Origin of the sequence: Agrobacterium sp. FDAARGOS_525, from assembly GCF_003938925.1 — a bacterium.
In the GTDB taxonomy this organism is placed as follows: Bacteria; Pseudomonadota; Alphaproteobacteria; order Rhizobiales; family Rhizobiaceae; genus Agrobacterium; species Agrobacterium pusense.
Genome location: NZ_RKIU01000003.1, coordinates 2,523,057 through 2,544,600, shown reverse-complemented (window position 1 = coordinate 2,544,600; position 21,544 = coordinate 2,523,057). Strand labels below are relative to the sequence as shown.

The following is a 21,544-nucleotide window of genomic DNA, read 5'->3' as shown; positions in this document are numbered from 1 at the left end:
ACTAGATATGTCGACATCAGGCACGATCCGCACCGGTATCGGCGGCTGGACCTTCGAGCCCTGGGAGGGCACTTTTTATCCCGAAAAACTGCCGAAAAAACGCCAGCTGGAACACGCCAGCCGGCAGCTCACGGCAATCGAGGTGAACGGCACCTATTACAGCAGCCAGAAACCGGAGACCTTTGCGAAATGGGCATCCGAAGTGCCCGAGGACTTCGTGTTTTCCCTAAAGGCAAGCCGCTTTGTCACCAACCGCAGGGTTCTGGCCGAGGCGGGTGAGTCGATGACGAAGTTCCTGACGCAGGGGCTGACGGAACTCGGGTCCCATCTCGGTCCCATCCTCTGGCAGTTTGCGCCCACGAAAAAATTCGATGCGGAGGATTTCGGTGCATTTCTGGCGCTGCTGCCCGAAAAGCAGGACGGGCTCACTCTTCGCCATGTCGTGGAGGTGCGCAACCCGACATTTCAGGTTCCGGAATTCATCGAACTTCTTGCCAGGCACAAGGTCGCCGTCGTCTGCGCTGACCATCACGATTATCCGATGCTGCCTGACGTAACGGCCGATTTCGTTTATTGCCGCCTACAGAAGGGCGAGGACGACATCGAGACCTGTTATCCGAAAAAAGAGATCGCGCACTGGGCTGAGCGGGTAAAGACCTATGCGAGGGGCGGTGTGCCGGACGATCTGCCGCTGATCGCGCCGGATCGGAAGGTTGAGAAGACCCCGCGCGACGTTTTCGCTTTCTTCATTACCGGCGGCAAGGTCAATGCGCCTAATGGTGCGCAGGAACTGCAAAAGGCGGTCTGAGCGCTTTCAGCCCGCCATGTCTTTCGTGGCGCTGACATCGATGCTGGCGAAAGCGGCCTCGATGACCTCCGGCCCTGCCCCGGGCCTCGTGGCATCGCTGGAGAGGATTTGCCGGAAACGGCGCGCGCCGGGCATGCCCTGAAACAGTCCGACCATATGGCGGGTGACGTGGTTGAGACGTCCGCCCGCGGCGATATAATCGGCGGCATAGGCCATCATCGCGTCACGCAGCGCCATCCAGTCCGGGTGGCGGGCCTCCTCGCCATAGATGCGATGGTCGACGTCGGCAAGGATGGAGGTGTTGTGATAGGCGGCCCGGCCGAGCATCACGCCATCCATATGCTGGAGATGTCCGCTCGCCTGATCGAGATCGGCGATGCCGCCGTTGATGCCGATAAAGACGTCAGGATTTTCCCGCTTCATGCGATAGACGAGGTCATAATCGAGCGGCGGCACTTCGCGGTTTTCCTTTGGCGAAAGCCCCTGCAGCCAGGCTTTGCGCGCGTGAACCCAGACCGCGTCCGCGCCCGCCGCAACAACCCTCTTCAGAAAATCAGGCAGAACCGCTTCCGGCTCCTGCTCATCCACCCCGATCCGGCATTTCACGGTAACCGGCACACTAGCGGCAGCCTTCATTGCGGCCACACATTGCGCCACCACATCAGGCTCGCGCATCAGGCAAGCGCCGAAGGTGCCGGATTGCACCCGATCCGAGGGACAGCCAACATTCAGATTGATTTCATCATAACCGTAGTCCCCGGCGATCCGCACCGCTTCGGCAAGCTTGGCCGGATCAGACCCGCCGAGCTGCAACGCGACGGGGTGTTCCTGAGGGTGATAACCGAGCAGCCTGTCACGCTGGCCATGGATGATGGCGTCGGCAACGATCATTTCGGTGTAAAGCAGCGCACGCTTCGACAATTGCCGGTGCAGAAACCTGCACCTCGTATCGGTCCAGTCGATCATGGGGGCCACGGCGAAGATTTTTTCGCCGCTTGCAAGCGCTTGTCTGTACATGGATTAACCTCTTTGCGCCGGCTTCTACAGCAAAGGACTGTAAAAAGCCAGTTTTGCAGGCGAGGCAATTTTGAACTGGAAATCGCGCCGGAATCGCGGGACAAGAATTGCACCCTAAAAGACGACAGGAAATCCACATGGCCGCTACCGTCATCCCCGCCTCGAAGCCCGTTCTCCTGCCCGTCGAAGGCACGAGCGATCTGTTCCCTGTACGGCGGGTCTATTGTGTCGGCCGCAATTATGCCGATCACGCCATTGAGATGGGCCACGACCCCTCGCGCGAGCCGCCCTTCTATTTTCAGAAGAACCCGGACAACCTGCTGCCCGCAGGACAGGATTTTCCCTATCCGTCGCTCTCATCGAATGTGCATTACGAAGTTGAGTGCGTCGTGGTGCTGAAAAGCGGCGGAGCGGATATTCCGACGTCGGAAGCGCTGAACCATGTCTGGGGTTACGCCGTCGGTATCGACATGACACGCCGCGACCTGCAGGACGGGCTGAAGAAGATGGGACGTTCCTGGGAGGGCGCGAAGGCCTTCGAATATTCCGCGCCGGTGTCCCACATCGTCCCAGCGGACAGGATCGGGCATCCCGCAACCGGCGCGATCTGGCTCGACGTCAATGGCGAACGCAAGCAGACGGGCGATCTCGCCCAGATGATCTGGAAGGTGCCGGAAGTGATTGCAGAGCTTTCCAAGCTGTTCACCCTTGCCGCTGGCGACATCATCATGACCGGCACGCCGGCTGGCGTTGGTCCAATCGTTCGCGGTGACCGCATAGAATGCGGCGTCGAGGGTGTCGGCACACTGTCGGTGACGGTCGTCTGACGCACGAACATAAGGGAGGACATCGACATGCCGCTTTACCGCCTTGCCGACCGTGTGCCGCAAACGCCTGCAGCGGATCGCTACTGGATCGCTCCCGACGCCAATGTCATTGGCTCAGTCACGCTCGGCGAAGACGTCGGCATTTGGTTTGGTGCAACGCTGCGTGGAGACAATGAGCCGATCATCGTCGGGCGCGGCACCAATATTCAGGAAGGCGTGATGGTTCACAGCGATCCCGGCTTTGCCGCAACGATCGGCGAAATGTGCACCATTGGCCACCACGCTATCGTGCATGGCTGTACCATCGGCGATAATTCGTTGATCGGCATGGGCGCGACGATCCTGAACGGCGCAAAGATCGGCCGAAACTGCCTCGTCGGCGCCAATGCCCTGGTGACGGAGGGGAAGGAATTTCCGGATAATTCCCTGGTCGTCGGCTCGCCCGCGCGCGCTATCCGCACGCTTGATGACGACGCCGTGGCGGGGATTCGCCGCTCAGCGGAAAAATACGTCGAAAACTGGAAGCGTTTCTCGAAGGATCTGGCGATCATCGAAAGGTGATCGGGAGCGGGCAACAATACCCATTCCATCTATCGTCCGTCAGGCCGAGCAGGCGGCGCAAAGACCGCGGATTTCGATGGTGGTCTTTTCCGCTTTGAACTTGCTGTCCTTCACCCAGCGCTCCAGCCGGTGATCGATCTCGTGATCGTGGAATTCCGTGACCTGCCCGCAGGACTCGCAGATGGCGAAGGCGACGGTGCCATGGTGACTGGAGCAGCACTCCGCCTGGGTATGGGTGCAGGCGACGAAGGCGTTAAGGCTCTCCAGCCGGTGCACAAGGCCATATTCCACCAGTTTTTCCAGCGCCCGATAGACCTGCAGCGGCGCGCGGAAACCATCATCGCGCAACTTGTCGAGGATCATATAGGCGCTGAGCGGCTGATGCGCGTTTGAAAGGGCGTTCATGACCAGCGACTGGTTCTTGGTGAGGTTCTGCTGGGTCTGCGCATTCATGACTTGCCTCCTTCATCCGCGGAGCGGGACAAACCCGGCGCCGGCAACAGGCTTATAACGAAGAGGATCACCGCGGCAACCACGATGGATGGACCGGACGGTGTATCATAGGTGAGCGATCCGAAGAGGCCGCCAACAACGGCAACCGCACCGATCAGCGAAGCCACCACCGCCATTACCTCCGGTGTAGCGGAGAAACGTCTGGCGGTCGCAGCCGGTATGATGAGCAGCGATGTGATGAGCATGATACCGACCACCTTCATCGCGATGGCGATCACCAGCGCCATCAGCAACGTGAAGATCAATTTCGCCCGTTCCGGTTTCAGCCCCTCGGCTTCGGCCAGCTCCGTATTGACGGTGGAGGCAAGCAGCGATCGCCACAGGAACACCATGGAGACGATGACAACCAGTCCGCCGCCCCAGATCAGTGCAATATCGCTGCGGGTGACGGCGAGAATGTCGCCGAACAGGAACGAGACGAGATCGATGCGGACCCAGCTCATGAAGGCAACGATGACAAGGCCGATCGCCAATGCGGAGTGGGACAGGATGCCCAGCAGCGCATCGGCGGAAAGCGCCTGCCGCCGTTGCAGGAAAATCAAGAGGAGCGACACGGCCGACGCGACCAGAAACACGCTGACAATGAGGTTCAGCTGCAGCAGAAGAGACAGGGCAACACCCAAAAGCGCCGAATGGGCCATGGTATCGCCAAAATAGGCCATGCGCCGCCAGACGACAAAGCAGCCAAGCGGACCGGCTGTCAATGCAACCCCAATGCCGGCGACCATGGCGCGGACGAAGAAATCGTCAAACATGGCGTTCTCCCTGCCGCTGGTTCAGGTTGGCGTCGTCGTCATGTTCATGGCCGCAGCCGCATTCTCCATGATCATCGTGGCGGTGGCCGTGGTCATGATGGTCATGCCCGTGGTCATGATGAAGATCATGTCCGTGATGGTGACCATCCTCGGGGTGGCAATGGTCCGTCACCGTACCATCCGCATGTTGCACCCGGCCGTCCGGCAAATGGGTGTGATCATGATGGTGACTGTAGACCGCCAGCCCCTTCGCCGCCGCGCCGCCGAACAGGCGCATATATTCCGGACTCTGTCTCACCGCCTGCGGTGTGCCGCGGCAGCAGACATGGCCGTTGAGGCATATCACCGTATCGGTTTCCGCCATCACTACATGCAGATCATGCGAGATTAACAGAATTCCGCAATTATTTGAATTCCTGATATTTTTTATCAGATCATAAAGCGCGATCTCGCCGGAGAAGTCCACCCCCTGCACGGGTTCGTCAAGAACCAGAAGGTCTGGCTTGCGGGCAATGGCGCGGGCAAGAAGCGCGCGTTGGAACTCGCCACCGGACAGATGCTGCACCTCGGCATTGGCAAGATGCGCGATACCGGTCGCATTCAGCGCGGCGTCGATTTCGCGGGCGGCGAGCGGTCCTGTCAGTGTCATCAGTCGGCGCACCGAAAGCGGCATTGTCCAGTCGACCGAAAGCTTCTGCGGCACATAACCCACTTTCAGACCAGCCTTGCGGGTAACCACCCCCTCGGTTGGTTTGACGACACCAATCGCCATTTTCGCGCTCGTGGACTTGCCTGATCCGTTCGGCCCGATCAGTGTGACGATCTCGCCCTTGCTGACGGAAAATTCCACGCCGCGCACCAGCCAGCGGCCGTTGCGCTGGACGCCGGCATTGGCGAGGGAGACCAGTATCTCGTTACCCGGATGGGCGGAATGAAGCATGGGATTGTCCGTTTGGCGATGTTGCTTACCGCTATCGCATACGTTATAGAGTTACGCAATAAATGTAATAACATAACTAACGTTCTTCAAGTGGAGTGCATTTCATGAAATCGATCCTGATCCCGCTCGCGGCCTCCATGGCAATCGCGGTCGCCGCTTCCGGCGCCACCGCTGCACCCGAGGTCGTGGTGTCGATCAAGCCCGTCCACTCCCTCGTTGCAGCCATCATGCAAGGCGTCGGGGAACCACAGCTCATCGTCGACGGCGCGGCCTCGCCGCATACCTATAATCTCCGTCCGTCGAATGCACGCAAGCTCGAAACGGCGGATGTGGTTTTCTGGGTGGGTCCCGGACTGGAAGCATTTCTGGAGAAGCCGCTGGAAGCGCTGGCCGCCAAGGCGACTGTTGTGGAACTGGAAGATGCCAAGGGGCTGGAAAAGCTGCCCCTCCGTGAAGGGGGGCCCTTTGAAGCGCATGATCATGGCGAAGAAGGCCATGAGGCGAATGATGGTCATGCCGAAAAGCCGGACGCGCACGAGCATGGTCACGAGCATGACGGAGGCGGTCACGCCGGTCACGACGGTGAGAGCCACGATGACCATGAGCATGGCACCTATGACACACATCTCTGGCTTGACCCCGCCAATGCCAAGGCCATGGCCCAGGCAATCGAAACCGCGCTGATCGCGGCCGATCCGGGCAATGCCGCGATCTATCAGTCCAACACAAAGATGCTGATCGATGATCTCGACACACTTGACGCCGAACTGGCCAAAACGGTTCAGCCGGTGAAGGACAAGCCGTTCATTGTCTTCCACGACGCCTACCAATATTTCGAACATCGCTATGGCGTGAAGACGGCGGGATCGATCACCGTCAGCCCCGAAACCCTGCCGGGCGCGGATCGCGTCAAACAGATGCAAGAAAAGGTTCGCCAGCTCGGCGCGACATGCGTTTTTGCCGAACCGCAATTCGAGCCTAAGCTGGTCTCGGTCATCACCGAAGGCACGGCAGCGAAATCGGCTACGCTTGATCCGGAAGCGGCAACGCTGGAGCCAGGCCCGGAGCTTTACTTCAAGCTGATGCGCGGTATCGCCGGGTCGCTGAAGAATTGTTTGTCCTGATGGGCACTCATCAAGCCCGGCATGGCCAATGCGCCATGCCGGCTCGGTCTTGCGTGTGCCTTAAGGCTTCGGCGCCATGGAGGACCAGACCGGGCGGCTGATACTCTGCAGAGTTTCCGCGGGCGCGCCGTTGATGCGGGCCAAAAGGGCTTTCGCAAGCTCCCTGCCCGCCAGTTTGATATCCTCATTGACGGTATGGATCTGCGGCTTGATCCAGTTCAGGAATTCGGCGGACTGTTTCGAGACGATGTCGATGTCCTTTCCGATTTTCACGCCCGCGGCCTCGAACCCGGCCACCAGCGCTATGGTGCTGCTGCCACTGATCGAAACGACGCCATCGGGACGATCATCGGACTGCATGAGCCTCTGACCGAAATCGCGGATTTTTTCCAGCGGCGTTTCGATTGTAACGGTGTCCAACGGAAATTCGGTAAGGCCGAAATCCCTGATTGCCCGATTAAACCCCTTGCGAGCGTGGTCGTGAAACGAAAAACGTGACGGCGGCACGATGACGGCGATCTTCCTGCGTCCGCATTGAGCCAATCGCTCGACCGCTTCGTAGGCATAGGCCTCATTGTCAAAATCATGAAAGGCATGGTCGATGCCCATGTCCGAACGTCCATGGGTGACGAAGGGCATCTTGCGCTCCGTCATGAAACGGACTCGCGGATCGTTGGGTTCGATCTTGGAAATGATGACGCCATCCGCCGACCCCGTTTCGAGAATGTAGCGGATCGGCACCATGGAATCCTTGGCGTGGATATGGGGCGTTACGACCAGATGATATTGGGTCGAGGACAGAACCTCGGTGATGCCGAACACCATCTGGCTGGTAAAACCCATCAGCTCTTCATCGACGCTGAGAACGAGGGCAATCACATTGGTCTTGCCGGTGCGAAGGCGCACGCCGGCGCGGTTTGGCTGATAGCCGATCTGGCGGGCAATCAGCCGCACGCGCTCCTTTGTCTCCGCGCCGATATCAGGCGCATCCTTGAGAGCGCGCGAAACGGTGGTGATGCCGAGGCCCGTCATGTAAGCGATGGTCTTCAGGGTCGGGCGCTCGCCCGTCGTCACGGGCGCTTCGCTCCCGCCGGATTTACCAGTATCGTTCATGTCATTTCGCCATGCTTGACCGAACGGTGATCATAGATAGCTTTTACGTCGTTGCAAAGGCAAAGGTCCTCAACAGGGGTCCGCTTTCCGCGCGGGGGCCCTCGTTCGGGCTATAACGATGTAGCTCGAAAAAATGTCCGGTTCTTACTGCGCTTTTCTCTGGCCCGCCCGTGATGGCGGCGTAGCCAATATATGATTTGATCATAAACATTTAAAAATAATAATAACTTATTGATATAAAATCGAAAAATAAAATAACCTCGAGACCGATCCATCCGGCCGCGATCGATGCGCTGTTCCAGAAATTTTTCCTGACATATGTTGTACCTGAAAGACATGACGGAATGGAGGTTTTACGGTAACGTTGCCGAAGGGAGGGTATCATGAGACCGAGCAAGCGGGCGGTTAGCCACTTGCGGCGTCCATCCTCCCCAGATTCTGACACAAGCCTGCATCACAATGCCGGCTTCCTTATTTGAATTCATAAATGCAGGGTCCCGTCATGATTTCTTCCTCCACGCCCGAAACCGTCATCGATCTGGCAGGGCTCTGGCGCCTGACATCAGTGGACAGAGATCATACGACCGAGCTTACCGTCCCTGGGGATATCCATACGGCTCTCAAAGATGCGGGCATCATTCCAGATCCCTACCACGGAGCCAATGAAAAGGCTGTGCAATGGGTGGCCCGACAGGACTGGGTTCTTGAGCGAACGTTCATCCTCGATGAGGCGGACGCAAGCTGGTATCTCGACATCGACTATCTCGACACCGTCGCGATTGTCTTCGTGAACGACGTTCCGGTGCTCAGCGCGGACAATTGCTTCCGTCGCTACCGCCCTGACATTTCCCGTGCAGTGCGCCCCGGTGAAAACACCATTCGCATCCATTTTCACTCCAATATAACCGCCGGGGCGGAGCGCCAGGCGCGCCAGCCGTTTTATATACCCTATCACCCGGGGAATTCGCCTATCGCCAATGGCAATATGCTGCGCAAGCCGCAATGCCATTTCGGCTGGGACTGGAACATCGCGATTGCGCCACTCGGGCTTTACGGCAAAATCCTGCTGAAACGGCTCGATACGGCCCGGATCGAGCATGTCGTTACCTCACAGCGCCATATCGACGGCGGCGTCGAGCTGCATGTGGCCGTCACCCTCTTTGCCGAGGGACCGGCAAGCCTCCCGGTTTATCTGTCTCTCAACGATGAAAGGCTGAGGCTCGATTGCGGCGTCGGCGCAGGCGAAACCGTGGTGCGTCACGTCTTCTTCGTGGAAAATCCGGAGCTCTGGTGGCCGGCCGGCAGTGGCGAGCAGACGCTCTACACGCTGATGGTGGAGCTGCCCGATGAGACTGTGACCCGGCAGATCGGATTCAGGACCATAGAGCTTCTGACCGATAAGGATGATGCCGGGAGCCGCTTCGCGTTCCGCATCAACGGCAGGGAAATCTTCTGCCGCGGTGCCAACTGGATTCCCGCAGATGCGCTCTATTCGCTCACCAGCCGGGAAAAGACCGAAGACCTCCTCTGCTCCGCGGTCGAGGCTAACATGAACATGATCCGGGTCTGGGGCGGCGGATTTTATGAGGAAGACTGGTTCTACGACCTCTGCGACCGTCTTGGCCTGCTGGTGTGGCAGGACTTCATGTTCGCCTGCAATCTTTATCCCTGCAGCGAGGATTTTCTCGATAATGTCGAACATGAGGTTGATTATCAGGCGAAACGCCTCTCCTCGCATCCTTCCATCGCGCTCTGGTGCGGCGATAACGAGCTGGTGGGTGCACTGACCTGGTTCGATGAGTCCCGCAACAATCGCGACCGATACCTTGTGGCTTATGACCGACTGAACCGCACCATTGAAAAGGCCCTGAAAAAGGCCGCTCCCGAAGCGCTGTGGTGGCCATCAAGCCCCGCCTCCGGTTATCTCGATTATGGCGATGCCTGGCACGCGGATGGTTCCGGCGACATGCATTACTGGTCCGTGTGGCACGAGAACAAGTCATTCGACAATTACCGTTCGGTGAAGCCGCGTTTCTGCTCGGAATTCGGTTTCCAGTCCTACACCTCCATGCCGGTCATCCGCACCTATGCGGAAGACAGGGATATGAACATCGCCTCCCCCGTCATCGAACTGCACCAGAAAAATGCCGGCGGCAACGAGCGGATCGCCGGTACGATGTTCCGCTACTTCCGCTTCCCAAAGGACTTCGAGAATTTCGTTTATCTGAGCCAGGTCCAGCAGGCATTGGCTATCCGCACGGCCGTCGATTACTGGCGCTCGCTGAAGCCGCATTGCATGGGAACGCTATACTGGCAGCTGAACGACACCTGGCCGGTCGCCTCGTGGTCAAGCCTCGATTATGGCGGCGACTGGAAGGCGCTGCATTATGCCGCCCGCCGCTTCTTCCAGCCTGTCACGGTTTCGGCTATCCCTGCGGAGGATGGACGCCGAATAAACTTCTCCATGGTGAATGACACGGCGGAAGACGTCGAGATCGACATGAATATCGTTGCCCTGACCATGGACGGCAACCGAGTGCCGTTGAAATCCGCCAACGGCACCTGCACGACCGACAAGGCGGCTACGCTGACCGACATCGACATGAGCAGCCTGCCTGACGGAGCCATCCTTGCCTGGAGCTTCATCGCCTCCAACGGCATGACCGGCGAAGGCCACCATGTGCGCGACGCCTATAAAGCGCTGGAACTTCTGCCCGCCGGTCTGACATTCACCACCAGCTCGCTGAAAAACGGGCAGTTCGAAATAGATGTCACCGCAAGCGGGCTTGCGCTCTTCGTCATGCTGGAGGCAGATCAGCCCGGGCGTTATTCCGACAACCTTTTCGATCTCGCCGCCGGCGAAACGCGGCGTATCATCTTCACCCCGAAAGCGGGCGGCGGACAGCCGCACTTCCGTGTCTTCGATCTTCATGGCTGCCAGTCCCCGCATTGAAACGATGCGGAGAAAGGCATAACCATCCTGTTCGGGAAGACAGGCTTCGCGGCCTGCCCTCATCAGTTCAAATGGTTGCCGGGTTCTTCGGCAGCCGATCATCAGCAAGTGGAGGAAGACCCATGGTTTGGCAACCGGCCGAAAACCGTTACACGTCCATGAAATACAATCATTGCGGCGAAACCGGACTGAAACTGCCGGCGATCTCGCTGGGACTCTGGCATAATTTCGGCAACGATACGCCGCATCAGACGAAACAGGCCATCTGCCGCCGTGCCTTCGATCTCGGCATTACCCATTTCGACCTCGCCAACAATTATGGCCCGCCGCCCGGCAGCGCCGAGACCGCCTTCGGCGAAATCCTGAGGACGGATTTCCGGGGTTATCGTGACGAGATGATCATCTCCTCCAAGGCGGGTTACAACATGTGGCCTGGTCCTTACGGCGAATGGGGCAGCCGCAAATATCTTATCGCCTCCTGCGACCAGAGCCTGAAACGCATGGGGCTGGATTACGTCGATATATTCTATTCTCACCGTTTCGATCCCAACACGCCGCTTGAGGAAACCTGTGGTGCGCTCGATCAGATCGTGCGTTCGGGCAAGGCGCTTTATGTCGGCATTTCCTCCTATAACTCGAAGCGCACCCGTGAGGCCGCCGCGATCCTGAAGGACCTCGGCACGCCCTGCATCATCCACCAGCCGAGCTATTCGATGATCAATCGCTGGATTGAAGAAGATGGTCTCGTTGATACGCTGGAGGAACTAGGCATTGGCTCCATCGTCTTCTCGCCGCTGGCGCAGGGCATGCTGACGACGAAATATCTCGGCGGCGTGCCCGATGGCAGCCGCGCATCGCAGAGCAAGTCGCTGAACCCGGCTTTCCTCAATGAACGTAATGTCGAGAACATCCGGGCGCTGAACGGCATTGCCGAGCGGCGTGGCCAGACACTGGCGCAGATGGCCATCGCCTGGGTGCTGCGCGGCGGTCGCATCACCTCGGCGCTGATCGGCGCCAGCCGCGTCGAGCAGGTTGAAGACTGTGTGAAAGCGCTGGACAAACCGGATTTCACGACCGAAGAACTCGCTGAAATCGACCGCTACGCCAAGGACGCTGATATCAACCTCTGGGCAAAATCTGCCGAACGCGTCTGACCGAGGAGAGACCGCCCGGTTATTCCGGGCGGTCCGACCGCGTCAAGAAAGTTCAAAACAAAAGATTAACTTCTGCCTCTAAGCCTTAACAACCATTACATAATTGTAATTTTAAATTCAGTTTCCGTTCATTCGTTTGTTCGTAAGTTCTTCTCATTGAAACACGAGAGGAAACCTCCATGAAAAAGTTCGTCACCATTCTTCTGGCTGCAACCGTTCTCGCGGCCCCGATGGCTCAGGCGCAGGGCCGTCACGATGATCGCCACCGCGGCGTCATGTCACGAAAAAGGTCATCGTCAAGAAGCACCGTTGGGATCGTGGTCAGCGCCTCTCGCCAGCAGAGCGTCGTCATTTCGTCGATCGTCGCGATTATCGCCGTTACCGCCTGGCCGAACCGCGCCGCGACCAGCGCTGGGTGCGCGTCGACAACCAGTTCCTGCTCATCAATGCCGTCAGCGGCCTGATCGTCGGCCTTGCCGCCGCTCGCTAATTCCAAGCACCGGTGAAATGAAAAAGGCCCGCTTGCGCGGGCCTTTATCTTTATCCAATGGCCGATCAGAAAATATCGGCGCCGCTGCCCCACGGGCCATGCGGCTTGTCCACGCCGTCGGTGCGTTCGAAACCATGCGCGCCGAAGAAGTCGCGCTGCGCCTGGATGAGATTGGCGCTGCCGCGGCCGCGACGATAGGCGTCGAAATAGCCGAGGGCGGAAGCCAGCGCCGAAACCGGCAGGCCCGACAGGGCAGCGTAAGAAACGACGCGGCGCAGCGGCGCATCGGTTTCCTTGACGATGGCGGAGAAAGCCGGCGTCACGATGAGGTTGGCCACATGCGGATCCTTGGTAAAGGCCGAGGTGATCTCATCGAGGAACTCCGAGCGGATGATGCAGCCGGCGCGCCAGATGCGGGCAATCGTCGGCATCGGCAGGTTCCAGTTGAATTCCTTCGAAGCGGCCGACATGATGGCGAAGCCCTGCGCATAGGCACCGACCTTGGCGGCCAGAAGCGCGCTTTCCAGATCGGCGATGAAGGCCTTCCTGTCGGCCGGTGCGGCTGCAAGGGCCGGAAGGCCGAAGATCTTCTCGGCAGCTTCGCGCTCATCCTTCTGCGAGGAGAGAATACGGGCAGCCACGGCCGCTTCGATGGCGGTTGCGGCGACGCCCATGTTCTGCGCCTCGATGACGGACCACTTGCCCGTGCCCTTCTGGCCGGCCTTGTCGAGGATCAGATCGACCATCGGTTTGCCGGTGATCGGATCGGCGGCGCGCAGAACCTTTTCGGTGATTTCGATCAGGTAGGAATTAAGACGGCCCTTGTTCCATTCACCGAACACATCGGCGATTTCGGCAGCGCTCATCTTCAGACCGTCACGCAGGATGCCGTAGATTTCCGCGATCATCTGCATGTCGGCATATTCGATGCCATTATGGATGGTCTTGACGAAGTGGCCAGCACCATCATTGCCGAGCCATGCCACGCACGGATCGTCATTATATTTGGCGGAGATGGAGGTGAGCACTTTCTCGACGCGCTTCCAGCTGTCCTCGGTGCCGCCAACCATGATGGACGGTCCATGACGCGCGCCTTCTTCGCCACCCGAAACGCCCATGCCGATAAAGGTGAGGCCGCTGTCCTTCAGATTGTCGAAACGGCGGATCGTGTCGCGGAAATTCGCATTGCCCGCGTCGATCATGATGTCGCCGTTCGAAAGGTGCGGCTTCAGGATTTCCATCTGCTGGTCGACCGGATCGCCAGCCTTGATCATGATGATGATCGGGCGCGGAGGACGAATGGCGGCAACGAATTCCTCGATGGTTTCGCAAGGGATCAATTGTCCCTGCAACTCGCCGGCTTCAGCGTAGAATTTTCTCGTCGCTTCAGGGGTTCGGTTGAATACGGCGATCTTGTTGCCCTTTTCGGCGATGTTGAGCGCCAGGTTAGAGCCCATGACGCCGAGACCGATCAAACCGATTTCTGCCTGTTCCACGGATGTGCCTCCATCTTGCTTTTTGGTGGTCGTGTTGTGGCACTGTAATCACCAAACGGCAAGGCTGGGCGTGACTGAAACGATTAAATTTTGATGACGCAAATCAGCTTTGCATATTTGCGGCAGGTCACGGCCTATTCGAAATCGAGGATCGCGGCCGGTTATCACCATCGTCCAGCGCCCGCCAGGCGGCCCCATCCATGTCCTCATACTGGCCCGAACGCACGGACCAGAGGAAGGCAAAAAGTCCGAGTGCGCCTAATAGCAGCGCAACGGGAATGAGATAGATCAGCATGTTCATGTCAGTTGCGCCCCCTCGCCCGCAAACCCGGTCTCTGGTTCATTCCGACGACCGGCGGATTCAACCGATCCGGCGAGGCGCAATGCGTTGGCGACGACGATCAGCGACGATGTCGACATGGCGATAGCCGCGATCATCGGCGTCGCATAACCAGCAATCGCGATCGGCACGGCAATGATATTGTAGCCGATGGCAAGCGCGAAGTTCTGCCGGATGAGCTTTCCGGCCTGCTGCGACGTCTCGATCGCGAAAGGCACGGCATCGAGGTCCTCCTGCATGAAAACAAAATCGGCGGCCTGCCGGCCGATATCGGCCGCGGTGGCGGGCGCCATCGAAACATGTGCGGCGGCGAGCGCCGGCGCATCGTTGATACCGTCTCCCACCATCAGGACTTTGTGCCCTTCCCCGGTAAGCGAGGCGCAACGCGCCGCCTTGTCCTTCGGCGACAGGTCCGCGCTCCAGTTGGCGATCCCCAGCCGGTCGGCCATGGCGCTGACAGCTGCTGCCCGGTCACCCGAAACGATTTCCTGAGCCAAACCCCGCACCGACAGGCTGCGCAATGCCGCAGCCGCACCTGCGCGCGGATTGTCATCGAAACCGAAGCTCGCCAGAAGGCGGCCATCGAGTGACAACACCACCTCCGACCGCGCATTGCCGTTGTCGGCACCCTCATCATCCGGGCACGCGAAACGGCGGTTACCGAGCCGATAGGTTCCCACATCAGTCTTCGCCTCGACGCCCGAACCCGGGATTTCATGCACCGTCTCATACGCCGGCAAAGGGCTGCTGTAGGCGGCATGCAGAGCTTTTGAGAGGGGATGGCGGGAATGGGCAGCAAGTCCTGCCGCAATTGCCATGGTGGCGGGCTTTACCTCGCCCGTCTCGACCAGTCGCGGCCTGCCGATGGTCAATGTGCCGGTCTTGTCGAACAGTACGGTATCGATTTCCGCCAGTCGCTCCATGGCCGACCCCTCCTTGACCATGATCCCATGCCGGAAAAGCCTTCCCGCGGCCACCACCTGCACGACGGGAACGGCAAGGCCGAGCGCGCAGGGGCAGGTGATGATGAGAACCGCGATGGCGATCAGCATCGCCTGCTTCCAGTCGCCACCGAAGAAACCCCATCCGAGAAACGACACAAGCGCCAGAAGATGGACGACGGGCGAATAATAGCTTGCGGCCCGGTCGGCAATACGGCGGTAACGCGCTCGCCCACCTTCGGCCGCCTCCATCAGACTGATGACCTCCGACAGGAATGAATCCCTGGCCGAGGCGGTCACCCGGGCCACCAGCGAACCGGTAAGGTTCAGCGTACCCGCCTGCAGGCTGTCACCCACCGCAACACGCCTTGGCGCGCTTTCACCATTGACGATCGACATGTCGAGATCGCTGCTGCCACTCTCGACCACCGCGTCGACCGCCACACGGTCTCCTGCCGCTATCGCAATCGACATTCCCGGCTCGATATCGGCAAGCGGGCGGTATTCGCGTGTTCCGTTCTCACCGAGGACGGTCGCGCCCCGTGGCGAGAGCCGGGCGAGCCCGGCAATCGCCGAACGAGCCTTGTCGCGCATGATATGATCGAGCGTGCGGCCGATCAGCAGGAAGAACAGCAGCGACACCGTCGCATCGAACCAGGCATGTTCACCGTGGTGGATCGTCTCCCACAGCGAAACGGCATAGGACAGCGTGATGGCCAGTGCGATCGGCACGTCCATGTTGGTGCGGCCGTGTTTCAGCGCGCTCCAGGCCGACTGATAAAAGAAACGCCCACCGTAGATCAGCGCCGGGGCGGCGATCATCGCCGAAATCCAGTGAAACATGTCGCGCGTCGCCGCATCCGCGCCTGACCAGACGGAAACGGACAAAAGCATGATATTGGCCGAGGCAAAGCCGCATAGCGCAACCGCCCTGATCAGCTGCGAACGCAACGCGTCGGAAGCGTCCTGACCACTGGCGAAAAGATGCGTGCGGTATCCCGTCGCCAGAATGGCGCGGGCAAGGTCGGCGGGATCGGTCCTGACACCCTCGACCTCTTCTCTCCAGACAATCGCAACACGCTTGGACGAGAGGTTCAACCGCGCCCGCTCCACCTGCGGCAAGCGGCCGAGCGCGCGCTCCACGGTGGTGATGCAGGCGCCGCAATAAACATCCGGCACGCTGAGATCGGTCTGGCGGAGACCCTGCCCGAGATCACGGCTTGCCAGCATCAGCTCCTCTGACGACGGTGGATTGACCGAATCGGCAAGCTGCAGCGATCCTTCTGTCCCCGGTGCACAACAGCTCATTGGCGCCCCCTGACAACGGCGATCCGCGTGCCCTCGTGCACGATGATCCGGCCGTTCTTGACGGCTGTAATTTCTACGATCCACTGACCCGGCAGCATGTCATGCGGGCCGGTAAAGACCCCTTTGGCAACCGTGGTCAGCTCCATGTCGAAATTCTGGCGTTCCCCGACGGGCCGGCGAAAATGCGCGATCACCTGATCGGTATCGACCGGGCCGGTATCGGGATGAAAGACCTCGTAGTGGACCGTCCTTTCGTCCACCGCAAGTTTACCCTTGATGCCGGTCGCCGCCCTCGCCTTGGCTGCTTCCGCCTTCGCGTTGAACTGCTGGCTGGCCACATAGGTATTCGGCACGACAAGCCCGCTCCAGCTGTTGACCGCGTTCCAGGCCATCACCATGTTGACGGTGATGACGGTGCCGAAAAACAGCAGCATGACGCCCAGCATATGCCAGCCGGTAAAAGTGAAACCGGACGTGTGACGATTGTTCACGGTCATTTTGTCGCTCCCGGAGCGTTGAAAACAGCGTCATAGTGGGCCGTCTCATGGCCGCCCGTATCGCTGACGATAAACTCGAAATTTTCCGCGGCCCGAGCGACGCGCCCGCCCGGCCGGGTGACGAAGACCTTCAGCGTCGTCGCTTCATCCGGCTCCACCGTCACCTCAAAGGCACGCGCGGCCGCATCGGGCATACCGTTTATCTTCATCACGGCATCAGGAAGGCCCTTGATGGTCAGGCTCACCGTGCGCGGCTGCGGCACCATGTTGAGGATGCGCACGGTGTAGCCGTTGCGGATGGATCCGTTCGATTCCAGCACATATTGCGGATTGCGGTCGTGCAGAACATTGAGCGCCAGCCGCTCGCGCGTCACCAGCGCAAACAGCATGCCGATGCCGACAGCCGCCCAGATGGCAGTATAAAGTAGCGTCCGCGGACGGAAGATGATGCGCCAGTTGAAGTGGCGCACGCGCTTGCTGAATTTGCCGTCTTCCTCACGCACGTTGGCTGGGCGGATTGCGTGCTGACCGTTGCCGGTCGCGAGCGCCATGTTGGATTGATACTCGGCAAGCGTGGCATAGGCGATCAGGCCACGCGGCTTGCCGATCTTGTCCATCACCCCGTCGCAGGCATCGATGCAGAGCGCACAGGTGATGCATTCCAGCTGCTGCCCGTCCCTGATGTCGATGCCCATGGGACAGACCGCCACGCAAGCGTTGCAATCGACGCAATCGCCGACGCTCTCCCCCGCTGCGGCGGCTTTTTTGGCGTGCCGTGAGCGTGGCTCGCCGCGCCAGTCGTTATAGGTGACGACAAGCGAATTCTCATCCAGCATCGCCGCCTGAATGCGTGGCCAAGGGCACATGTAGGTGCAGACCTGTTCCCGCATCAACCCGCCAAAGACATAGGTCGTGGCGGTGAGGATGGCGACGGTCGAATAGGCAATCATGGGCGCCTGGCCGGTGACGAATTCCCGCGCCAGCGTCGGCGCATCGGCGAAGTAGAAAATCCAGGCGCCGCCGGTCAGGGCGCCAATCACCAGCCAGATCGCGTGCTTCAACACTCGCTTGCGGAATTTGCCGACTGTAAGGGGCGCGGCGTCCAGCTTCATGCGTGCATTTCGGTCACCCTCGATCGCCCGTTCGACGACGAGAAACAGGTCCACCCACACTGTCTGGGGACAGGTGTAACCGCACCATGCACGTCCCACGGCGGAGGTAACGAGAAACAGCCCCAACCCCGCCATGACCAGCAATCCCGCGACGAAGAAAAATTCCTGCGGCCAGATTTCGATGAAAAAGAAATAAAAGCGTCGATTGGCGATATCGATCAATACTGCCTGATCTGGCGCATAGGGGCCACGGTCCCAACGCAGGAACGGCGTGAGATAATAAATGCCGAGCGTGACGAGCATGACAAGCCATTTGAACCGCCGGAACCGACCTTCCGCGCGCTTGGGAAAAATTTTCCTGCGTGCTTCGTAAAGCGGTTTGCGCGTTTTTGCGGAATTGACGGCCTCCGCGTCCAGCCTTTCAACGGGCTGCTGCGGGCGTTCCTGTCCGGCGCGATAGATGTTCATGATAGGAGTCCGGTTTTTATCTCCTTGCTTTCTCCCATCTCTGCGGTGAAACATCCTTGACTTGCATCAAGTGACGACAAAGTGGCGCAGCAAGAGGAGCGTGCCGCAAGAGGAGGATGAAATGTCTGTCATGCAGTCGAGAATCATTCATCTGTCTATCGAGAAGCCGTGGAGTCACGTCTATGACTTCGTTTCCGATCCGAACAACATGGCTCGCTGGGCTGCCGGACTGGCAGGTGGCCTCAGGCCGGATGGCCAAGACTGGATCGCCGAAGGCGGACCACTCGGCGAGGTCAGGGTGAATTTTGCGCCAGCAAACGAATTCGGGGTCGTGGATCACGTCGTCACCTTGCCCGATGGCCTGAAGGTCTATAACGCGCTCAGGGTGACCCCGAACGGCAGTGGCGCCGAGGTCAGTTTCACGCTGCTTCGTCTTGAGGGGATGACGGACGAGGATTTCAACGGGGATGCGAGGGCTGTCACAGCCGATCTCGAAGCCTTGAAGGCGCTGCTCGAAGAGACGTGATGGAGTAAATGATGACGGAAAATGGCAACGACCGGCGAATCGACTATGTCGAATTCAACGTAAGCGATATTGAGCGCAGCAAAGCGTTTTACGGCGGCGCTTTCGGCTGGTCTTTCAAGGATTACGGTCCGCAATATTGCGAATTTTCCGACGGCCGTCTGACCGGCGGTTTTACCACCACGGCGCCGGTTTCCGCGAAGGGTGGACCGCTGGTTATTCTCTATGCGGCTGATATCGACGATGCCCAGCGGCAGGTGGTGGCGGCGGGTGGCGAGATAAGCGTCGCAATCTTCGCCTTTCCCGGCGGACGCCGGTTCCATTTTACCGATCCCGATGGATATGAACTGGCGGTCTGGTCTGCGGCGTAAAACGTTTCGGCAAACGTCAACTCTCGGCTTTGCGCGGAAGAATGACTTGGAATAAGGGGCGGCCGGGAGCGCTCAGCGTTCCCACTCCTCCCGCTCGCGTGTGGTCGTCTTCCCGAGCTTGCGTTCCAGCTCTGCGGCCTGCGCTTCGGAAAGGCGAACATCGAGGGCAACCGAACCATCCTCGTGATCTTCCCGCCCGTCGACGATGGAATTGCTGTAGACCCAGGAAATCAGCGGCAATTGTTCAACGGACAGGACCACGGTCGTCTCCGTCAGGACACCGGAGAGGCGTTTCGAAATCTCGTCCATCAGGGCATCGACGCCCTCGCCGGTGATCGCAGAGACAGCACGAATATTGGCGCTGCCTTCGGCTCTTTGCATGATGGCGTCGTGGGCTTCCGGATCGAGGCGGTCAACCTTGTTCCAGACCTCGATGATACGGTGCTCGGCTTCCTTTTCGTCAATGCCGAGATCGCCGAGAATGCGCAGCACATCCGCCGACTGCGCGGCATTGTCCGGATCGGACATATCGCGGACATGCAGGATGAGATCGGCTTCCAGCACTTCTTCCAGCGTCGCACGGAAAGCCGCGACCAGATGTGTCGGCAGATCCGAAATGAAACCGACCGTATCGGACAGGATCACCGTGCGGCCGTGCGGCAGTTTCATGCGCCGCAATGTCGGATCGAGTGTGGCGAACAGCATGTCCTCGGCCAGAACGCCCGCACCGGTAATGCGGTTGAACAGCGTCGACTTGCCGGCATTTGTATACCCGACCAGCGCCACGATCGGATGCGGCACCTTGCGGCGCTTGGCGCGATGAAGCTGGCGGGTTCGCACCACCTGCTCCAGTTCCCGCTCGAGCTTGACGATGCGTTCCTGAAGCAGGCGCCGGTCAGCCTCGATCTGCGTTTCACCGGGGCCGCCCATGAAGCCCGCGCCACCGCGCTGGCGTTCAAGGTGGGTCCAGCTTCGAACGAGGCGACCCTTCTGATAGTTCAGATGCGCAAGATCGACCTGCAGCGTACCCTCCTTGGTGGAGGCTCGGCGCCCGAAGATTTCCAGGATCAGGCCCGTTCGGTCGATGACCTTGGCATTCCAATGCTTTTCGAGATTGCGCTGCTGCACCGGCGTCAGCGGATGGTCGACAATGACCAGGCCGGAATTGGTTTCATCCAGAAGATGACCGATTTCCTCGATCTTGCCGGTGCCGAACAATGTCGCCGGGCGTGGCTGGTTGACCGCGACGATGAGCCCCTGGGTCACCTCGAGATCGATGGCGAGCGCCAGCCCCTTCGCTTCCTCAAGCTTCGCCTCGACCGAGCGGCCAGCAGCGGCAGGTGATGCAGACGCGTCGCGGGTGTCGCGCTGCTTCAGGACCGGCACAAGAACCACGGCGCGCATGTCGTCGCGGTGTTTTTCCTGCTCGGGAATGATCGATTCGTTCGAGGTGTCGCGGGTCGAAATGGCAGTCCTCATCGGGAAAGACGGTTGGAATTCGTCCGCGCCGGCGCGGACGTCAATAGGAAGCAACCGCCCAGCGGCAAATAAGTTCCCGGCGCGGCTGGTTCCATTAAGACGAGAAGGTCAGGACGCCTCGCGTGCAGCGCCTTCTTCGTTTTCGAACATCTGCATCGGCTGACCCGGCATGATGGTCGAAATAGCGTGCTTGTAGACAAGCTGTGCGTGATCGTCGCGACGCAGAAGCTCGCAGAAATTGTCGAAAGCCGTGACCACGCCCGTGAGCTTGACACCGTTGATCAGGAAGATCGTCAGCGCAATGTTCTTCTTGCGAACCGTGCTGAGGAACAGATCCTGAAGATTCTGCGAGCGGTCCGGACCTTCTTCGATTTCGAGTTCCAGCGGCTGTCCGGGCATGATGGTCGAGATCGCATGCTTGTAAACCAGCTGCGAATGACCGTCCCGGCGCAGCAGAACGCAGAAATTATCGAAGGACGTTATCACGCCCGTGAGCTTCACACCGTTGATCAGGAAGATCGTCAGTGAAATCTTTTTCTTGCGTACGGTGTTGAGGAAAAGATCTTGAAGGTTTTGAGAACGTTCCGCCATGGCGCCGCTTCTTTCTTTTTTGCCGGCAGGGATACCGGAAAATAATCAATCAATAATAAGCCGGCCAAATCTCGTCCCCCGTTTGGCCGACCTCAAACTCTGGTATCAAATCGTGTCTTGTTCGGCAACGGCGAAAACAGCCGAATGGGTACGAGTATTGACC

Annotated in this window: 20 protein-coding genes and 2 pseudogenes; 9 read left to right on the top strand and 13 right to left on the bottom strand. The window is 59.3% G+C overall.

Annotated elements, in window-relative coordinates; translation table 11 throughout:
• Positions 1-7: 7 nt before the first annotated feature.
• Positions 8-808 carry a DUF72 domain-containing protein gene (locus EGT36_RS13830; RefSeq protein ID WP_037089194.1) on the top strand — a complete coding sequence of 267 codons (801 nt, stop codon included), beginning with the start codon at positions 8-10 and terminating at the stop codon, positions 806-808.
• Between the two features lie 6 nt (positions 809-814).
• On the opposite strand, the gene dusA is transcribed toward EGT36_RS13830, so the two are convergent.
• Positions 815-1,825, bottom strand: coding sequence for a tRNA dihydrouridine(20/20a) synthase DusA (gene dusA / locus EGT36_RS13825; protein ID WP_037089192.1), 1,011 nt, complete (start codon positions 1,823-1,825; stop codon positions 815-817).
• Positions 1,826-1,962: 137 nt separating this feature from the next.
• Between dusA and EGT36_RS13820 the strand changes: the two genes are divergently transcribed.
• Both EGT36_RS13820 and EGT36_RS13815 read left to right on the top strand, forming a co-directional pair.
• A complete protein-coding gene (locus EGT36_RS13820; RefSeq protein WP_037089190.1) occupies positions 1,963-2,652 on the top strand; it encodes a fumarylacetoacetate hydrolase family protein in 690 nt (229 codons plus the stop codon).
• Between the two features lie 27 nt (positions 2,653-2,679).
• Complete coding sequence (locus EGT36_RS13815; protein ID WP_037089188.1) at positions 2,680-3,213, top strand: gamma carbonic anhydrase family protein; 534 nt, start codon at positions 2,680-2,682, stop codon at positions 3,211-3,213.
• A 39-nt stretch (positions 3,214-3,252) separates the two neighbouring features.
• On the opposite strand, the gene zur is transcribed toward EGT36_RS13815, so the two are convergent.
• Genes zur through znuC form a run of 3 tightly spaced genes read right to left on the bottom strand, consistent with a single transcriptional unit; the run spans position 3,253 to position 5,421 of the window.
• Positions 3,253-3,666: a zinc uptake transcriptional repressor Zur gene (zur, locus tag EGT36_RS13810; RefSeq protein ID WP_004441705.1), complete on the bottom strand. Its 414-nt coding sequence runs from the start codon at positions 3,664-3,666 to the stop codon at positions 3,253-3,255.
• Entirely contained in the window at positions 3,663-4,481 is an 819-nt protein-coding gene (znuB, locus tag EGT36_RS13805) for a zinc ABC transporter permease subunit ZnuB (RefSeq protein ID WP_004441703.1), read from the bottom strand. The genes zur and znuB overlap by 4 nt, the downstream gene beginning before the upstream one ends.
• Positions 4,474-5,421, bottom strand: a complete 948-nt coding sequence (znuC, locus tag EGT36_RS13800) for a zinc ABC transporter ATP-binding protein ZnuC (RefSeq protein ID WP_125270471.1) — start codon at positions 5,419-5,421, stop codon at positions 4,474-4,476. The genes znuB and znuC overlap by 8 nt, the downstream gene beginning before the upstream one ends.
• Before the next feature lie 104 nt (positions 5,422-5,525).
• On the opposite strand from znuC, the gene znuA reads away from it, so the two are divergent.
• On the top strand, positions 5,526-6,545 hold the full coding sequence (gene znuA, locus EGT36_RS13795; RefSeq protein ID WP_125270470.1) for a zinc ABC transporter substrate-binding protein ZnuA: 1,020 nt from the start codon (positions 5,526-5,528) through the stop codon (positions 6,543-6,545).
• Between the two features lie 60 nt (positions 6,546-6,605).
• On the opposite strand, the gene EGT36_RS13790 is transcribed toward znuA, so the two are convergent.
• Positions 6,606-7,658, bottom strand: coding sequence for a LacI family transcriptional regulator (locus EGT36_RS13790; RefSeq protein ID WP_037089183.1), 1,053 nt, complete (start codon positions 7,656-7,658; stop codon positions 6,606-6,608).
• A gap of 502 nt (positions 7,659-8,160) precedes the next feature.
• Between EGT36_RS13790 and EGT36_RS13785 the strand changes: the two genes are divergently transcribed.
• The 3 genes and pseudogenes from EGT36_RS13785 (at position 8,161) to EGT36_RS13775 (ending at position 12,255) form a co-directional block, all read left to right on the top strand.
• The gene (locus EGT36_RS13785; protein ID WP_376751444.1) at positions 8,161-10,611 is read left to right on the top strand and encodes a beta-mannosidase; all 2,451 of its coding nucleotides are present in this window, start codon (positions 8,161-8,163) and stop codon (positions 10,609-10,611) included.
• A 122-nt stretch (positions 10,612-10,733) separates the two neighbouring features.
• A complete protein-coding gene (gene mgrA / locus EGT36_RS13780; RefSeq protein ID WP_037089179.1) occupies positions 10,734-11,765 on the top strand; it encodes an L-glyceraldehyde 3-phosphate reductase in 1,032 nt (343 codons plus the stop codon).
• Positions 11,766-11,944: 179 nt separating this feature from the next.
• A pseudogene (locus EGT36_RS13775) lies at positions 11,945-12,255 on the top strand (RcnB family protein).
• Positions 12,256-12,320: 65 nt separating this feature from the next.
• Here the strand turns inward: EGT36_RS13775 and gnd are convergent.
• The 5 genes from gnd to ccoG all read right to left on the bottom strand — a co-directional run bounded on the left by gnd (position 12,321) and on the right by ccoG (position 18,417).
• A complete protein-coding gene (gnd, locus tag EGT36_RS13770) occupies positions 12,321-13,751 on the bottom strand; it encodes an NADP-dependent phosphogluconate dehydrogenase (protein WP_006697538.1) in 1,431 nt (476 codons plus the stop codon).
• A 127-nt stretch (positions 13,752-13,878) separates the two neighbouring features.
• Positions 13,879-14,052 (bottom strand): cbb3-type cytochrome oxidase assembly protein CcoS, encoded by a 174-nt coding sequence (gene ccoS / locus EGT36_RS13765; protein WP_037089176.1) that lies wholly within the window; start codon positions 14,050-14,052, stop codon positions 13,879-13,881.
• A complete protein-coding gene (locus EGT36_RS13760) occupies positions 14,049-16,340 on the bottom strand; it encodes a cation-translocating P-type ATPase (RefSeq protein WP_081950386.1) in 2,292 nt (763 codons plus the stop codon). The genes ccoS and EGT36_RS13760 overlap by 4 nt, the downstream gene beginning before the upstream one ends.
• A complete protein-coding gene (locus EGT36_RS13755; RefSeq protein ID WP_037089172.1) occupies positions 16,337-16,837 on the bottom strand; it encodes a FixH family protein in 501 nt (166 codons plus the stop codon). Before EGT36_RS13755 ends, EGT36_RS13760 begins: the two co-directional genes overlap by 4 nt.
• The gene (ccoG, locus tag EGT36_RS13750; protein WP_037089170.1) at positions 16,834-18,417 is read right to left on the bottom strand and encodes a cytochrome c oxidase accessory protein CcoG; all 1,584 of its coding nucleotides are present in this window, start codon (positions 18,415-18,417) and stop codon (positions 16,834-16,836) included. The genes EGT36_RS13755 and ccoG overlap by 4 nt, the downstream gene beginning before the upstream one ends.
• A gap of 121 nt (positions 18,418-18,538) precedes the next feature.
• Between ccoG and EGT36_RS13745 the strand changes: the two genes are divergently transcribed.
• A complete protein-coding gene (locus EGT36_RS13745) occupies positions 18,539-18,943 on the top strand; it encodes an SRPBCC family protein (RefSeq protein WP_035208858.1) in 405 nt (134 codons plus the stop codon).
• A gap of 11 nt (positions 18,944-18,954) precedes the next feature.
• Entirely contained in the window at positions 18,955-19,311 is a 357-nt protein-coding gene (locus EGT36_RS13740) for a VOC family protein (protein WP_037089260.1), read from the top strand.
• A gap of 72 nt (positions 19,312-19,383) precedes the next feature.
• Here EGT36_RS13740 and hflX read toward each other — a convergent pair whose 3' ends face one another.
• The 3 genes and pseudogenes from hflX to hfq (EGT36_RS31030) all read right to left on the bottom strand — a co-directional run.
• Positions 19,384-20,790: a GTPase HflX gene (gene hflX / locus EGT36_RS13735; RefSeq protein ID WP_169692020.1), complete on the bottom strand. Its 1,407-nt coding sequence runs from the start codon at positions 20,788-20,790 to the stop codon at positions 19,384-19,386.
• Positions 20,791-20,898: 108 nt separating this feature from the next.
• Positions 20,899-21,189, bottom strand: a complete 291-nt coding sequence (hfq, locus tag EGT36_RS30820; protein ID WP_197483846.1) for an RNA chaperone Hfq — start codon at positions 21,187-21,189, stop codon at positions 20,899-20,901.
• Positions 21,166-21,381, bottom strand: a pseudogene (hfq, locus tag EGT36_RS31030) (RNA chaperone Hfq); the annotation flags it as partial. The pseudogene hfq (EGT36_RS31030) and the gene hfq (EGT36_RS30820), both read right to left, overlap by 24 nt.
• Positions 21,382-21,544 lie beyond the last annotated feature (163 nt).

Excerpts from the sequence above, each read along its gene's own strand:
- EGT36_RS13820 (WP_037089190.1), top strand. The coding sequence starts at position 1,963 with ATGGCCGCTACCGTCATCCCCGCCTCGAAGCCCGTTCTCCTGCCCGTC.
- EGT36_RS13790 (WP_037089183.1), bottom strand. The coding sequence starts at position 7,658 with ATGAACGATACTGGTAAATCCGGCGGGAGCGAAGCGCCCGTGACGACG.
- ccoS (WP_037089176.1), bottom strand. The coding sequence starts at position 14,052 with ATGAACATGCTGATCTATCTCATTCCCGTTGCGCTGCTATTAGGCGCA.
- zur (WP_004441705.1), bottom strand. The coding sequence starts at position 3,666 with ATGAATGCGCAGACCCAGCAGAACCTCACCAAGAACCAGTCGCTGGTC.
- znuB (WP_004441703.1), bottom strand. The coding sequence starts at position 4,481 with ATGTTTGACGATTTCTTCGTCCGCGCCATGGTCGCCGGCATTGGGGTT.
- EGT36_RS13745 (WP_035208858.1), top strand. The coding sequence starts at position 18,539 with ATGTCTGTCATGCAGTCGAGAATCATTCATCTGTCTATCGAGAAGCCG.
- dusA (WP_037089192.1), bottom strand. The coding sequence starts at position 1,825 with ATGTACAGACAAGCGCTTGCAAGCGGCGAAAAAATCTTCGCCGTGGCC.
- EGT36_RS13740 (WP_037089260.1), top strand. The coding sequence starts at position 18,955 with ATGACGGAAAATGGCAACGACCGGCGAATCGACTATGTCGAATTCAAC.
- ccoG (WP_037089170.1), bottom strand. The coding sequence starts at position 18,417 with ATGAACATCTATCGCGCCGGACAGGAACGCCCGCAGCAGCCCGTTGAA.
- EGT36_RS13760 (WP_081950386.1), bottom strand. The coding sequence starts at position 16,340 with ATGAGCTGTTGTGCACCGGGGACAGAAGGATCGCTGCAGCTTGCCGAT.
- EGT36_RS13755 (WP_037089172.1), bottom strand. The coding sequence starts at position 16,837 with ATGACCGTGAACAATCGTCACACGTCCGGTTTCACTTTTACCGGCTGG.
- EGT36_RS13815 (WP_037089188.1), top strand. The coding sequence starts at position 2,680 with ATGCCGCTTTACCGCCTTGCCGACCGTGTGCCGCAAACGCCTGCAGCG.
- mgrA (WP_037089179.1), top strand. The coding sequence starts at position 10,734 with ATGGTTTGGCAACCGGCCGAAAACCGTTACACGTCCATGAAATACAAT.
- znuC (WP_125270471.1), bottom strand. The coding sequence starts at position 5,421 with ATGCTTCATTCCGCCCATCCGGGTAACGAGATACTGGTCTCCCTCGCC.
- EGT36_RS13830 (WP_037089194.1), top strand. The coding sequence starts at position 8 with ATGTCGACATCAGGCACGATCCGCACCGGTATCGGCGGCTGGACCTTC.
- EGT36_RS13785 (WP_376751444.1), top strand. The coding sequence starts at position 8,161 with ATGATTTCTTCCTCCACGCCCGAAACCGTCATCGATCTGGCAGGGCTC.
- znuA (WP_125270470.1), top strand. The coding sequence starts at position 5,526 with ATGAAATCGATCCTGATCCCGCTCGCGGCCTCCATGGCAATCGCGGTC.
- hflX (WP_169692020.1), bottom strand. The coding sequence starts at position 20,790 with ATGAGGACTGCCATTTCGACCCGCGACACCTCGAACGAATCGATCATT.
- hfq (WP_197483846.1), bottom strand. The coding sequence starts at position 21,189 with ATGCCCGGACAGCCGCTGGAACTCGAAATCGAAGAAGGTCCGGACCGC.